This window comes from Bradyrhizobium sp. Pha-3, assembly GCF_042258615.1.
In the GTDB taxonomy this organism is placed as follows: domain Bacteria; phylum Pseudomonadota; class Alphaproteobacteria; order Rhizobiales; family Xanthobacteraceae; genus Bradyrhizobium.
In genome coordinates this window covers 9199007-9212727 of the sequence record NZ_CP170152.1, presented here as the reverse complement: position 1 = coordinate 9212727, position 13721 = coordinate 9199007, and the positions used below count along the sequence as shown (strand labels likewise).

The 13721-nt window shown below is 64.7% G+C and carries 14 protein-coding genes; 3 read left to right on the top strand and 11 right to left on the bottom strand.

The annotated features are described in order from the left end of the window. Positions 1 to 93: 93 nt before the first annotated feature. From ACE10Z_RS43000 to ACE10Z_RS42990, 3 genes are all read right to left on the bottom strand, one after another. Entirely contained in the window at positions 94 to 918 is an 825-nt protein-coding gene (locus ACE10Z_RS43000; RefSeq protein WP_375786080.1) for an outer membrane lipoprotein carrier protein LolA, read from the bottom strand. Positions 919 to 1018: 100 nt separating this feature from the next. Further along, positions 1019 to 3502 carry a DNA translocase FtsK gene (locus ACE10Z_RS42995; RefSeq protein WP_375786079.1) on the bottom strand — a complete coding sequence of 828 codons (2484 nt, stop codon included), beginning with the start codon at positions 3500 to 3502 and terminating at the stop codon, positions 1019 to 1021. A 16-nt stretch (positions 3503 to 3518) separates the two neighbouring features. Further along, on the bottom strand, positions 3519 to 4745 hold the full coding sequence (locus ACE10Z_RS42990; RefSeq protein ID WP_375786078.1) for an aminotransferase class I/II-fold pyridoxal phosphate-dependent enzyme: 1227 nt from the start codon (positions 4743 to 4745) through the stop codon (positions 3519 to 3521). A 179-nt stretch (positions 4746 to 4924) separates the two neighbouring features. Between ACE10Z_RS42990 and ACE10Z_RS42985 the strand changes: the two genes are divergently transcribed. Further along, positions 4925 to 5398: an NUDIX hydrolase gene (locus ACE10Z_RS42985; protein ID WP_375786077.1), complete on the top strand. Its 474-nt coding sequence runs from the start codon at positions 4925 to 4927 to the stop codon at positions 5396 to 5398. A 138-nt stretch (positions 5399 to 5536) separates the two neighbouring features. Further along, positions 5537 to 6310 (top strand): GGDEF domain-containing protein, encoded by a 774-nt coding sequence (locus tag ACE10Z_RS42980; RefSeq protein ID WP_375786076.1) that lies wholly within the window; start codon positions 5537 to 5539, stop codon positions 6308 to 6310. A 109-nt stretch (positions 6311 to 6419) separates the two neighbouring features. Here ACE10Z_RS42980 and ACE10Z_RS42975 read toward each other — a convergent pair whose 3' ends face one another. The 8 genes from ACE10Z_RS42975 to ACE10Z_RS42940 all read right to left on the bottom strand — a co-directional run bounded on the left by ACE10Z_RS42975 (position 6420) and on the right by ACE10Z_RS42940 (position 12405). After that, positions 6420 to 6824, bottom strand: a complete 405-nt coding sequence (locus ACE10Z_RS42975) for a GFA family protein (protein WP_375786075.1) — start codon at positions 6822 to 6824, stop codon at positions 6420 to 6422. Positions 6825 to 7054: 230 nt separating this feature from the next. Next, positions 7055 to 8503 (bottom strand): ammonium transporter, encoded by a 1449-nt coding sequence (locus ACE10Z_RS42970; protein ID WP_375786074.1) that lies wholly within the window; start codon positions 8501 to 8503, stop codon positions 7055 to 7057. A gap of 39 nt (positions 8504 to 8542) precedes the next feature. Next, positions 8543 to 8881: a P-II family nitrogen regulator gene (locus ACE10Z_RS42965; RefSeq protein WP_029080945.1), complete on the bottom strand. Its 339-nt coding sequence runs from the start codon at positions 8879 to 8881 to the stop codon at positions 8543 to 8545. Between the two features lie 316 nt (positions 8882 to 9197). Then, positions 9198 to 9800, bottom strand: coding sequence for an ATP-dependent Clp protease proteolytic subunit (locus tag ACE10Z_RS42960; protein WP_375786073.1), 603 nt, complete (start codon positions 9798 to 9800; stop codon positions 9198 to 9200). A gap of 55 nt (positions 9801 to 9855) precedes the next feature. After that, positions 9856 to 10209, bottom strand: coding sequence for an SRPBCC domain-containing protein (locus tag ACE10Z_RS42955; protein ID WP_375786072.1), 354 nt, complete (start codon positions 10207 to 10209; stop codon positions 9856 to 9858). After that, a complete protein-coding gene (locus tag ACE10Z_RS42950; RefSeq protein ID WP_092121114.1) occupies positions 10206 to 10520 on the bottom strand; it encodes a helix-turn-helix transcriptional regulator in 315 nt (104 codons plus the stop codon). The genes ACE10Z_RS42955 and ACE10Z_RS42950 overlap by 4 nt, the downstream gene beginning before the upstream one ends. A 150-nt stretch (positions 10521 to 10670) precedes the next feature. Next, the gene (locus ACE10Z_RS42945; protein ID WP_375786071.1) at positions 10671 to 11987 is read right to left on the bottom strand and encodes an ammonium transporter; all 1317 of its coding nucleotides are present in this window, start codon (positions 11985 to 11987) and stop codon (positions 10671 to 10673) included. A 79-nt stretch (positions 11988 to 12066) separates the two neighbouring features. After that, positions 12067 to 12405, bottom strand: coding sequence for a P-II family nitrogen regulator (locus ACE10Z_RS42940; RefSeq protein ID WP_074128375.1), 339 nt, complete (start codon positions 12403 to 12405; stop codon positions 12067 to 12069). Between the two features lie 305 nt (positions 12406 to 12710). Between ACE10Z_RS42940 and ACE10Z_RS42935 the strand changes: the two genes are divergently transcribed. Continuing rightward, positions 12711 to 13601 carry a DUF4339 domain-containing protein gene (locus tag ACE10Z_RS42935; RefSeq protein WP_375786070.1) on the top strand — a complete coding sequence of 297 codons (891 nt, stop codon included), beginning with the start codon at positions 12711 to 12713 and terminating at the stop codon, positions 13599 to 13601. The last annotated feature ends 120 nt before the right edge of the window (positions 13602 to 13721 follow it).

Sequence of the window (13721 nt, the reverse complement as noted above, 5' to 3'; positions counted from 1 at the left end):
GCGTCTTAGCACGGTTCGCGCGGTGGATTTCAATTGTCCACAGGACGGACGCTTACCTCTCCCCGCAAGAGCGGGGCGAGGGAGAAGGACAGGCTAACCCGGCGATGACCCCGGATAGGTCGTGAAGTCGATCTTGAACAGCCCCGGATCGGGCTTCTGCGTCGCGTCGAGATTGTAGACCGCAACCGTGGTGTCGTAGCCCTGCGGATCGGTGACGGTCCACTGCTTGAGCTTGCCGTCCTTGGCGCCGATCATCAGCAGGAAGCGGCTGGTGCCGACCAGCGCCTGCTTCTCCTCGATCGTGATGCTGACGAACACGTCGTCGGCGGTGACGCTGACGACGTTGGTGTCCTTCATCAAATCGATGCGGTCCGACAGCAGATAGCGCAGCGGAGTCTGCGACAGCGGATAGATGTCCTGGGTAGCGAGCCTGCGGTCGCGCACCGCGACCGACGAGCCGTCGGCGATCACCTCGATAGTGCTCGGATTGTCATATTCGAAGCGCAGCTTGCCGGGCTTCTGGATGTAGAAATCGCCCTTGGTCTTGGTGCCGTCGGGACCGACCTGGACGAAATTCCCGACCAGCGTTTGCAGCGACGACAGATAGGCCGAGACCTTGGCGGCCTGCGCCTTCTGGTTGGCGTCGAAGGTCTGGAAGATGTTGGCGGGCACGTTGCGGCGCGGATCGGGAATCACCGGGTCCGGCGGTGCCTGGGTGGCGCCGGTGGTGGCCGGGCCCTTGTCCGCATTGCTCTGCGCGCCGGCGTCCTTGGCCTTCGGCGCGGCCTTAGGTCCCGCGTTGGCTGCGGGTTTCGGCGTCGCCGGCGCATTCTGCGCAGTCGCGCCGCCGGCGATCGCGGCGGTGACGAGAAGAGCCAGCGCAGTGCGCGTGCCGCGGTCAATGAGATGTTTTGCCATCAGATATGTCAGGTCTCTGTTCGACGCTCGTCCCGCTTCGCCGGATTTTATCCCGCCTCTTCCGAGGGAGATATGGTTTTTCCGTGATGATCGCCCCCGATCAGAATTGGCCTTCTTCCTCCGCGACCAGGATTTCGCGCTTTCCGGCGTGATTCGCCGGGCCGACGATGCCCTCAAGTTCCATCCGCTCCATCAGCGAGGCGGCGCGGTTATAGCCGATCTGCAGCCGGCGCTGGATGTAGGAGGTCGACGCCTTGCGGTCGCGCTTGACGATCGCAACAGCCTGCGTGAACAGATCGCCGCCGCCGTCGCCACCCATGCCGGTGGCATCGAACACGGCGCCGTCCTCGTCGGTCGGCTCTTCCGCGGTGACGGCTTCGAGATATTCCGGCTGGCCCTGCGTCTTCAGATGACGCACCACCTTCTCGACCTCTTCGTCGGATGCGAACGGGCCGTGCACGCGGCTGATGCGGCCGCCGCCCGCCATGTAGAGCATGTCGCCCTGGCCGAGCAGCTGCTCGGCGCCCATTTCGCCGAGGATGGTGCGGCTGTCGATCTTCGAGGTCACCTGGAAGGCGATGCGGGTCGGGAAGTTGGCCTTGATCGTGCCGGTGATGACGTCGACCGACGGACGCTGCGTGGCGAGGATCACGTGCAGGCCGGCGGCGCGTGCCATCTGCGCGAGGCGCTGCACCGCGCCTTCGATGTCCTTGCCGGCGACCATCATCAGGTCGGCCATTTCGTCGACGATGATGACGATGTAGGGCAGCGGCTCGAGGTCGAGCTTCTCTTCCTCGTAGATCGCCTTGCCGCTCTCCTTGTCGAAGCCGGTGTGTACGGTGCGCGTCAGCTCTTCGCCCTTGGCCTTGGCTTCGACGAGACGCGCATTGTAACCGTCGATGTTGCGCACGCCGAGCTTGGCCATCCGCTTGTAGCGCTCTTCCATCTCGCGCACGGCCCATTTCAGCGCGACCACCGCCTTCTTCGGGTCGGTGACGACGGGCGTCAAAAGATGCGGGATGCCGTCATAGACCGAGAGTTCGAGCATCTTCGGGTCGACCATGATCAGGCGGCACTGATCCGGACGCAGCCGGTACACCAGGCTCAGGATCATGGTGTTGATCGCGACCGATTTGCCGGAGCCGGTGGTGCCGGCGATCAGCATGTGCGGCGTGCGCGCGAGGTCGATGATGACGGGATCGCCGCCGATCGTCTTGCCGAGGCACAGCGGCAGCTTCGCGACCGAATCGACGCTTTCCTTGGCGACAAGCAGCTCGCGCAGATAGACCTTTTCGCGATGCGCGTTCGGCAGCTCGATGCCGATCGCGTTGCGGCCGGCGACCACGGCGACGCGGGCCGACAGCGCGCTCATCGAGCGGGCGATGTCGTCGGACAATCCGATCACGCGCGACGACTTGATGCCGGGCGCGGGCTCCAGTTCGTACAGCGTGACCACCGGGCCCGGGTTGGCCTTGACGATCTCGCCGCGCACGCCGAAATCCTGCAGCACGCCTTCCAGTGCACGCGAATTGGTCTCGAGCTCGGCCTTGCTCAGCGGCTGGCGATCGCTCGCCTTCGGCGCACTGAGCACGGAGACCGACGGCAGCTCGAACTTGTCGGAGTTCTTCTTCTTCGGCTTCGGCTCGGCCTTCTTGCGCGGGGCGCGGGCGACGGGAGCTTCCTCCTCGTCATCCTCTTCTTCCTCGTCGTCGAAAGCCTCAGTCTCGTCGTCGTCCTCGTCATGGTCGTCAGCTGCGGGCGCGATCGAGGGCGCCGCGCGGCCGCCGCCGATATTGGGCTCCTGGCGCTCGAAGGCGGCGGTGCGGCCCTGCGATCCGCTCGACACCAGCGATTTGTAGGCGGTGGTGAACAGCCAGCCGAGCCTTGCCTTCGTGCTCATCAGCGCGTGGAACAGCCAGCCCAGCGAGACCGAGCTGCGGTCGTTGTCTTCGTCCTCGACGAACGGCTCGTCGTCATCAGATATCGGCGTCAGCTCCTCGTCCTGCTCCTTGGCACCCCAGCCGCAAGCGAACAGGAAGCTCGCGGCCATCGCGACAAACAGGATCAGGCCAAGCACGACGCGATAGATGAAGCCGGGCGGCCCGAACACGACGGCCGGCGTGCGCAGCAGCGCGTCGCCGACCACGCCGCCGAGCCCGGTCGGCAGCGGCCAGGCGGTGTTGTGCGGCCAGCAGCTGGCGAAACCCGCCGCGATCACCGTGCACAGGATCCAGCAGCCGAGCCGCAACGCCTCGCGGTCGAACGGACGATGCGTCAGCATCCGCCAGCCCCACACCGCCACCGGCAGCAGCAGCATGATGGCGCCGAGGCCGAGAATCTGCATCAGGAGGTCGGCGCCGATCGCGCCGGGATAGCCGAGCACGTTGCGGATCGCGCGCGAGGTGGCGTGGCTCAGCGACGGATCCTGCACCGACCAGGTCATCAGCGCAGCGGTGACGGCGCCCGACAGCGCGATCAGGCCGAGCCCGGTGAGTTCGCGCAGCCGCCGCGCCAGCGCCTCGCGCAACGAGAGCGGCAGATGGCCGACCAGGGGGATGACACGTTCGATCGCTGGCATACTCAATCTTCGCGCTTCGCGATTAACCCAGGGTTTCGACCAGGCGATGCATCGCCTCGGCCGTCGATTCACTGTCGGAGACCAGCGCAAGGCGGATATAGCCGGCGCCCGGATTGGAACTGTCGTTCTGCTCGCGCGCCAGATAGCTGCCCGGGATCACGCGAACGCCGGCGTCGCGATAGAGCCTGACGGTCACGGCCTCGTCGCTGCCGCGATCGGAGACGTCGAGCCAGACGCAGAAGCCACCGGCGGGACGCTTGTAGCCATAGCGGTTGCCGAGGATCTGGTCGGCGAAATCGAACTTGATGCGATAGAGCCTGCGGTTCTCCTCGACATGCGCCTCGTCGCTGTAGGCGGCGACCGCGACATGCTGCAGCGGCACCGGCACCTGCGGCGCGGCGACATTGCGCAGTTCAAGGAATGCGGCGAGAAACTTGCGGTCGCCGGCGGCGAAGCCGACCCGCATGCCCGGCAGGTTCGAGCGCTTCGACAGCGACTGAAATGCCACGACATTTCTGAAGTCGGGCCCGGCGCATTCCAGCATGCTGCCCGGCGCCTCGCGGGTGTAGATCTCCGAGTAGCATTCGTCGGAGAGGATCATGAAGCCGAACCGGTCGGCGAGCTCTTTCAGCCGCGCGAAATAGGCGCGCGAGGCGACCGAGCCTTGCGGATTGGCAGGCGAGGCGATGAAGAACGCGACGGTGCGGGCCCATGTCGCCTCGTCGATCGCATCAAGGTCGGGCAGGAAACCGTTGGCGAGCGTGGTCGGCAGATGGATCTGCTCGCAGCCGGCCGCGCGCGCGCCGGCGCCGTAGGCCGGATAGAACGGATTCGGCATCAGGATCGCCGGCCGCCCCTTTCGCGGAGCAACGTGGCGCGCGGCTGTGATCGCGGCAAAGAACAGCCCCTCGCGGCTGCCGTTGAGCACCAACACCTCGCTCTCCGGATCGACCGGACGCGGCAATTGGAACCGGCTCGATAGCCAGGTCGCGACCGCGCGGCGGAACGGTTCGATGCCCTTGGCCATCGGGTAGCGGCCGAACTCGGCGGTGTGCTTGGCCAGCACCGGCCCGACGAAGTCAGGCACAGGATGCTGCGGTTCGCCGACCGACAGTGTAATCAAGGGCTTAGCCGGTTGGTAGGGGGCCAGCAGTTCGGTGGTTCGCACGAATGGGGAGCGCTCGGCCTGGCCGGCGGATGTGGCATCGGCGGCGCCCTGCGCCACGCCGGATGAGGCGGTCATTGCCATGGTTGAAAAGCCAGCACTTTCACTGCGGTCGGAGGTGAGGGGGAGCCGACCGTAAACCGATCAAATCACCATAGATAGGGCGAGGTTAAGACGCGATTAACCATCGGCGGCGCGGCACGTTTGGCCGGCGCGTGATATCAGCGCTGACCTCAGAAAACCGTATCAAATTGCTCCGAGACATGGTCCACCGCCGCGCCGTCCGGGCGCTCATCGTCACGAGCGAGCGCGACGTCCTGCTGATGCGGATTCGCCCGCCGCACGGCGGCGACTGCTTCTGGATCGCGCCCGGCGGCGGCATCGAGGGCGACGAGACGCCCGAAGCGGCGTTACGGCGGGAACTGGCCGAGGAATTGGGGCTGATCGATTTCCAGCCCGGTCCCGCCGTCTGGCGGCGTCATCATATCTTCAACTGGGGTGGCCGGCGGATCTCCCAGAAGGAAGAATACCGGGTCGTTCATACGGCTCGATTCGACCCTGTGATGGCCGACAACGCCGAGGCGCAGGTGCTCGATTGCTTCCGCTGGTGGCCGATCGCCGATCTATCCCACGCGGAAGAGCCCCTCACGCCGCTGTCGCTGGCCAATATCCTCGAAAGCTATTTGCGTGACGGTGCGCCGAGCGAGCTGCCGGACGTGGAAGTCCTGATCGACTGACGCGGCTCACTGCCGCGCATTCGAGCGATCCGCTTTACCCGCCATTAAGGCCAGTGTCCCGCGCGTCAAACTCCTTCAGCAATTCGCAACACAGCACGAACGAATGATCCCGCGTATTGCAAGGACGTGCAGACGGACATGGCCATCAGGATCGAGACACGCGGCGATGTTCTGCGCCGCACCGGCAAGGTGATGGTGATTGCCGCCGGCATGACCGCGGTGATGTCCTTCACCATCGGCATGCTGGTGTTCGGCCGCGATCTGGCCGCGCCGATCACGGTCGGCCAGATGCAGCTGTTCGGGCTCACCGCCGGCGTCTTTATCGGGGTCACGCTCAGCGGCGCGATGTCGTTTCGCGCCGGCCTGTTGATGCTTGAGCTCGCGCATACCCGGCGCGAGCTTGCCCAGATCTCGCAGACCGACCAGCTCACCGGCCTGTTGAACCGCCGCGGCTTCGACACCGAGGCCGCCGCCGCACTCGACCAGGCGCAGGCGGGTGGCGCGTCGGTGGCGGTCCTGATGTGCGACATCGACCACTTCAAGTCGATCAACGATCGCTACGGACATGAGATCGGCGACAAGGTGCTGGTCGAGATCGCCGACGTGCTGCGCCAGTTCGCGATCCGGCACGGTGCGCTGGTCGCTCGTTACGGCGGCGAGGAATTCGCAGCCGTCGTGACCGGCCTGAGCCACGAGCAGGCCGCGCACGGCGCCGAGGAAATCCGCCGCGATTGCGCGGCGCGCACCATCCTCGACGGCGTAACCCAGCTGCCGGTGACGATCAGCATCGGCTTCACCTTGAAAGAGACTGGCTTCGATCTCGGCAATCTGATGCGAACCGCCGACCAGGCGCTCTACGCCGCCAAGCGTCATGGCCGCGACCGCGTCGAGCATGCGCGCGACGCGGCTTGAGCTGCGTAGCCCGGATGAAGCGCAGCGCAATCCGGGGGCAGTCTCGTCACGTAGGCACCGTTCCCGGATTGCGCTGCGCTCCATCCGGGCTACGTACGCGATGTGACGATTACCGCGCCGGCAGCTTCTCGAACGACGGCTTGCCCTCGGGCACGTGGTGGAAGAGCTGCTTGTCGCAGGTGTAGATCGTCATCTGCGGGGTGAACACGCTGGGGTCGTCGAATGTGCCGACCTTCAGGATCGTGGCGGGCAGGCCCGGCACCTTGGTCACGAGATGGGTGCCGCATTCCGGGCAGAATTCGCGCGTCACTGCGCGTTCCAAGTCCTTCCGGGTGAACTGCTTGGGTTGGCTGGCGGTGTATTTGAAGCCGCTGGTCGGCATCGCCATGAACATGTTCGGTCCGCCGCCCGTGATGTACTGGCATTCGCGGCACAGGCATTGCGCCGCCATCATCGGTTCGCCTTCGGCCTCATAGCGCACGTTGCCGCAATAGCACCTGCCTTGCACCTTCATGACGTCCTCCCGTTTTTGTTGTTGGTAGCCTGTCGTTTCACAACAGCAGGCAATTCCGACATTATTTTCTCAATCCGCAGAAAAAAGAAAGGGGCTCCAACTTGCGCTGGAGCCCCTCAACGGTCCGGACATTGCCGGGTATGTGCCCGGACCGTAGTTCTGGGAACGACCGCTTGGGGAGGTCGCGCCCCGGGAGAACCCAAATTAACGGCCCTCAAGGGCCGCTAATTTTACATGTTGTAGGCGCGCTCCGTGTGCTCGGTGATGTCGAGGCCTTCACGTTCGGTCTCGACGTTGGCACGCAGGCCGACGATCACGTCCACGATCTTGTAGAGGATCGCCGAGCCGATGCCCGACCACACCAGCGTGGTGCAGACGCCCCAGACCTGCGAGGTCATCTGCGCCACGAAGTCGTAATCGGCAACCTTCGGCGGGATCGCGGTGTAGTCGATGATGCCGGCACCACCGAGCGCCGGGTTGACCAGGATGCCGGTGCCGAGCGCGCCGATGATGCCGCCGACGCAGTGGACGCCGAACACATCGAGCGAGTCGTCATAGCCGAGCGCGTTCTTCACGACCGTGCAGAAGAACAGGCAGACCACGCCGACCACGAGGCCGAGCACGATGGCACCCATCGGACCGGCGTAACCGGCCGCAGGCGTCACCGCGACGAGGCCCGCGACCGCGCCCGAGAGCGCGCCGAGCAGCGAGGGATGGCCCTTGATGATCCATTCCGCGAACATCCAGGCCAGCGCCGCCGCGGCCGTGGCCACGAAGGAGTTGGTCATGGCGAGCGCAGCGCCGCCATTGGCTTCGAGGTTCGAACCAGCGTTGAAGCCGAACCAGCCGACCCAGAGCAGCGAGGCGCCGATCATGGTCATGGTCAGCGAGTGCGGAGCCATCAGCTCCTTGCCGTAGCCGGTGCGCTTGCCGATCAGGAGCGCGCCGACCAGGCCGGCGATGCCGGCGTTGATGTGCACGACGGTGCCGCCGGCGAAGTCGATCGCACCCTTCTTGAAGATCCAGCCCGCATCGGCATTGATCGCGTCGAGGGCGGCCTGCGCCTTCGTCTTGGCATCGCCGTCAGCCGCGGCGGCAAGCGCCTTGGCGGCATCCTGGATCGCGTCCGGGCCCGGCCAGTACCAGACCATGTGCGCGATCGGGAAGTAGATCACGGTCACCCAGATCGGGATGAACAGCGCGATCGCCGCGAACTTCATGCGCTCGGCAAAGGCGCCGACGATGAGGGCCGGCGTGATCGCCGCGAAGGTCATCTGGAAGCACATATAGACGAGTTCCGAGATGTTGGCGTCGACCGAGAAGGTCGCGGCCTTGGAGTCCGGCGTAACGCCCATCAGGAAGGCCTTGGAGAAGCCGCCGATGAAGTCGGAGCCGCCGGTGAAGGCGAGGCTGTAGCCGTAGAGGGCCCAGAGCACGGTGACGATGCAGACGGTGTAGAACACCTGCGCCAGCACCGAGAGCATGTTCTTGGAGCGGACGAGACCGCCATAGAACAGCGCGAGGCCGGGGATGGTCATCAACAGCACCAGCACCGTCGATGTCAGCATCCAGGCGTTGTCGCCCTTGTTGACGGTTGGCTCGGCGTAGGCGGCGGTTGCGGCAAACAGGCCGACTGCGAGGGCCGCCAGTCCCGCGCCATAGGGACGCTTGAACGTCATGTTATTTCACTCCTGAGGTCTTAAAGGTTGAGCGCGAAATCAGAGGGCCGCGGCATCGGCCTCGCCGGTGCGGATGCGCACGGCGTGCTCGAGGCTGATGACGAAGATCTTGCCGTCGCCGATCTGTCCGGTCTTGGCGGCGGAGGTGATGGCGTCGATGGTCTTGTCGACCTGATCGGAGGCGACTGCGACCTCGATCTTGATCTTGGGCAGGAAGCTCACCGCATATTCGGCGCCGCGATAGATTTCCGTGTGGCCCTTCTGACGGCCGTACCCCTTGACTTCCGTCACCGTGAGACCGTGAACGCCAATGGCGGTCAGGGCGTCACGGACCTCTTCCAGTTTGAATGGCTTAATGATCGCCATAACAATTTTCATGAGTCCTATCCCCGCTTGGGCCCGGTGCGAACGAACACCGGGAGTTTCGACTGAGGTTCACCACGCGGAAGACATCCACTACGCGGGCACAGCCGGGACCCTTAGAATCAAATGCCGTGCCAAACGGCTCGGGTTCGCTAATGGATTATGAATCCGGACCTTTTCCCGCATTGCGGGAGCAAGCTGCTGCTGCGCTATTCCGTCGCGCCTAAAATCTAATCAGATTGGCCTAATTCATGAGCAAGCCAGGGTCTGGACACAATTCTGCTCAGCCGCGGTGCAGATGCCGGTATTCAGATAAAGCAATGCCAGGCCATTAGGCGGCGTCGCGTGCTGCAAAAACCCTGTCGATCAGTCCCCATTCGAGCGCCTGCTCCGCCGACATGAAGTGATCGCGGTCCAGCGTCCGTTCCACGTCCGCCTCGGTGCGCCGGCAATGCTGGGCGTAAAGCCGGATGATGCGCCGCTTGGTCGCCTGCATCTCGGTGGCATGGATCAGGATGTCGGAGGCCTGGCCCTGGAAGCCGCCGAGCGGCTGGTGCACGTGGAGGCTGGCATTCGGGAGCGCAGCGCGGTGACCGGGCTCGCCGGCCATCAGCAGGAACGATCCCATCGACCGCGCGGTGCCCATGCACAGCGTGTGCACCGGCGCCTTGATGAACTGCATGGTGTCGTACATCGCAAGCCCGCTGGTGATCACGCCGCCATAGGAATTGATGTAGAGGTTGATCGGCTTGTTCGGGTTGTCAGCCTCGAGGAACAGAAGCTGGGCACAGACCAGTCCGGACATCGCATCATTGACCTCGCCGTTGAGGAAGATGATGCGTTCGCGCAGCAGCCTGGAATAGATGTCGAAGGACCGCTCGCCGCGGGACGACTGCTCGACGACCATCGGGACGAGTTGCATCATGTCGCGCATCGGCGACCTCCATGTCTGCAGGTGATGAAGTCTCAACGGGTGATGAAGTGCGGGATCAGGCCGCGCGCATCAGCATGCGGCTGTTGCTGTTGGCCGCTCGCGGCGGGCTTGCGCGCTCGCCGCAGGTTTGCTGGATGATACGAAACCGGGTGCCGCCAACCTCGTTCGGCTCGATCCGGAAGGTGACGTGGCTTTCGCGAAACGGCGGCTCGGACTCGCGGAGCCGGTAACGCACCTCCTCGCCTGCGACCGATGACAGGGGTTCAGCGCCCGCGAGATCGCAATCCGGAAGCCAGCGTTCGCGCAGGGCTGGAATGGTGACGGCGCGCCATACTTTCTCGGGCGGTGCGTCGAGCTCGTATTCGATCACCAAAGCTGCGTCGGCGTCAGGCTCAACCGTGTCGCTCATTGATCCATATCCTTCAAGAGGTCGGAGAGCGCTTCGATGCGCTTCGGCCAATAGGCGCGGTAGCGGGCCAGCCAGGTCCCGATGCTGGCGATCCCGTCCGGGTCGACTTCATAGTTGACGAAGCGGCCCTGCCGCTGCTCGCGCACCAGTCCAGCCGCGCGCAGCACTGCCAGATGCTGCGACATTGCCGGCTGGCTGATCTCAAGCCCGTCGCGCAAGGCACTGGCGTTCAGGCTGCCGCCGGCCAGCTTCTCAAAGACCCTGCGGCGGGTCGGATCGGCCAGTGCCTTGAAGATATCGGTATCGACCATGTCAACACATAAGCATACACTTATGTGTCGTGCAAGCCTGAACTGTCCCGTGCAGCGTGACGTCGCGGCGCTCGGGTACTTTGCATGGGGTTGTTTTACGAATTCGCCCCCGCCGGCGCCGATCCCGTCCTGGCGAGACAAGCTCGACTGCTACTGCAGCGCTTCGCCGTGCTGCGAGATGTCGAGACCCTCGAGCTCCTGCTGCATCGAGACGCGGAGCGGGACGAAGGCGCTGACCAGCTTGAGCAGCACGAAGGTGACACCGCCGCACCAGACCAGCGTGATCACGACGCCGTAGAGCTGGATCAGGAGTTGCCCCGGATTGCCCTCGAGCAGGCCCGAGGTGCCGCCGATCGCCGCGGTGGCGAAAATGCCTGCGAGCAGCGTGCCGGTCAGGCCGCCGATGCCGTGCACGCCGAACACGTCGAGCGAGTCGTCGTACTGGAAGCGATGCTTCAGCCAGGTACAGGCCCAGAAGCAGACCAGGCCGGCAATGATGCCGATGATGATGCCGTGCCACGGTGCGACGAAGCCGGATGCCGGGGTGATGGTGCCGAGCCCTGCGACCGCGCCCGAGATCATGCCGAGCACCGACGGCTTGCGGCGCGTCGCCCATTCGATCGCACCCCAGGTCAGCGCGCCGGCGCAGGCCGCAAGATGGGTGGCGGTGATCGCCATCACCGCGCGCGAATTGGCCGCGAGCGCCGAGCCGCCATTGAAGCCGAACCAGCCGACCCAGAGCAGGCCGGTGCCGACCACGGCGAGCGACAGGTCGAACGGCGACAGATTGTCATGGCCATAGCCGTGCCGGTTGCCCATCACCTTGGCCGCGACCAGGCCGCTGATGCCGGCGGACAGATGCACGACGAGGCCGCCGGCGAAGTCCATCACGCCCATCGAGGCGAGGAAGCCGCCGCCCCACACCCAATGCGCCAGCGGCACATAGGCGAAGATGAACCAGCCGATCGAGAACAGCACATAGGCGGAGAACCGCATGCGGTCGGCGACCGAGCCGGCAACCAGCGCCACTGTGATGATCGCAAACGTCATCTGGTACAGCATGAACAGCGCTTCCGGGATGGTCTTTGCCGCCGGATTGACGCTGTCCATCGTGATGCCGGCCAGGAACCAGCTGTCGAGCGAACCGAGCCATGGACCGTTGCCGACGAAGGTCAGCGAATAGCCGAAGATGACCCAGAGGATCGAAATGATCGCAACGGCCGAAAGACTCTGCGCCATCGTCGCCAGCACGTTCTTCTTGCGCACCATGCCGGAGTAGAACAGCGCGAGCCCCGGGATCGTCATCATCAGCACCAGCGCGGTGGCGACCATCATCCAGGCGGTGTCGGCGGCGTTGACGCCGGGGGCGCTGGAGTCTTGCGCGAAGGCTGGCGTACCCCACGCCAGCAGGATTGCAGCAGTGATCGGCGCAGCTGATATCGCTGCACGAAGAGCTCGTGCCCCCATCATCATTCCCCGGCGTGTCGTCGATTCTTGCTGTGGATTTCGGCGTGCACCGGCGTCGTTGCCGGCGGTGATCTCGATTTTAGAGTGCGTCGTTGTCGGTCTCGCCGGTGCGGATGCGCAGGGCGTGGTCGATCGGCGTCACGAAGATCTTGCCGTCGCCGATCTGGCCGGTGCGGGCGTGCTCGGTGATGACACTGACCGCCTTTTCGGCGAGTTCGGTATCGACGGCGATCTCGATCCTGAGCTTGGGCAGGAAATTCACGACATACTCGGCGCCGCGATAGATCTCGGTGTGGCCCTTCTGGCGGCCATAACCCTTCACCTCGGTCACCGTCATGCCGTGAACGCCGATCGCGGTCAGGGCCTGGCGTACCTCATCGAGCTTGAACGGTTTGATGATCGCGACGACGAGTTTCATGGTCAGGCCTTCATTTCCTTGAGGTTTTCCGTGTGCGCCCGTCCCCGGAGCCGCAACTTGCCGTCTCTGGAGCGGCAACTCGCCGTCTCTGGAGCGGCAACTTGCCGCCGCCAAATCTGGCAGCTTTCTGGGCAAATGGCACAAAAAAGTTGCAGGTTGAAGGGGAAAACGTGCGCACCGCGTGAACTCCGTTACTGTACGGGACGACAACCGTCGGCCAGAATATGGCTTTCCCGCCCCGGCCAGCGCTCCCGCTGGCTCATTCTCGCCACAGCGCGTGCACCCGCGCCCCGAGGAACAAGAAAATGTCGAATCGAAACTGGTTTTATGCATCTGAAGGCCAGCAAAAGGGCCCCCTGCCTGAAGCTCAGCTCCGCGACCTGATCACCCGTGGCATGGTGGGCGCCGATACCCTGGTGTGGACCGAGGGCATGGCCGGCTGGCAGAAGGCCGGGGAGATTCCCGGCCTCGTTCCGAGCGCGGGCGCACCGCCGGCGTTCCCGCAGGCTGGCGGACCGCCGCCGGTGGCCGCATCGGCAAGCTATAGCGGCGGCGCGCTGTCGGCCGACTTCCCGATCTGGGGCCTGTTCGGACGCAGCCTGCTGATGTTCAGCGGCCAGATTTTCGTCATCCCCGCGCCGTGGACCGCGACCGGCCTGTACCGCTTCGCGATCCCCTACATCCGCGTGCCGGGCCGGCCGCATCTCGGCTTCACCGGGCAGCCGCTCGACATCTGGTACGTCTTCATCGTGCTCGGTCTTCTGACCTATGCCGGAGCGGCCAACAGCAACATCGTCACGCTGCTCTCGTTGCTGTTGCAGGCTTTTCTGAGCTGGATGATCGTGCGCTGGATCTTCGGCCGCCTCAGCTCGAGCGGCCAGGAGCTGCCGATCTCGTTCGCGGGCAGCCCGCTCGTCTATATCGGCTGGTACGTGCTGATGGTGATCTCGGCCATCACCATCATCGGCTGGGCCTGGGTGATGACCGCATGGCTGCGCTGGATCTGCCGCAACGTCGAGGGCACGCGCCGCGAGGTCTCCTTCAACGCATCCGGGCTCGAGGTGCTGTGGCGAACCATCGTGTTCTCGATCGGCTGCGGATTCCTGATCCCGATTCCGTGGGTGCTGCGCTGGTACGCCAACTGGTTCATCTCGCAATTCGCGCTGACCGAGCGCGGCGCCTACGCAGGCGCCTGAGCGGGCTAAAGCGCGATGAGGTCAGGTTGAACCGTCATCGCGCTTCAGGTTCTTGTTTGAGCATGATCTCAGCGCAGACGTTTCGCGTTTGTCGCGGGAAACCGCTTCGCGCTTTTCCGG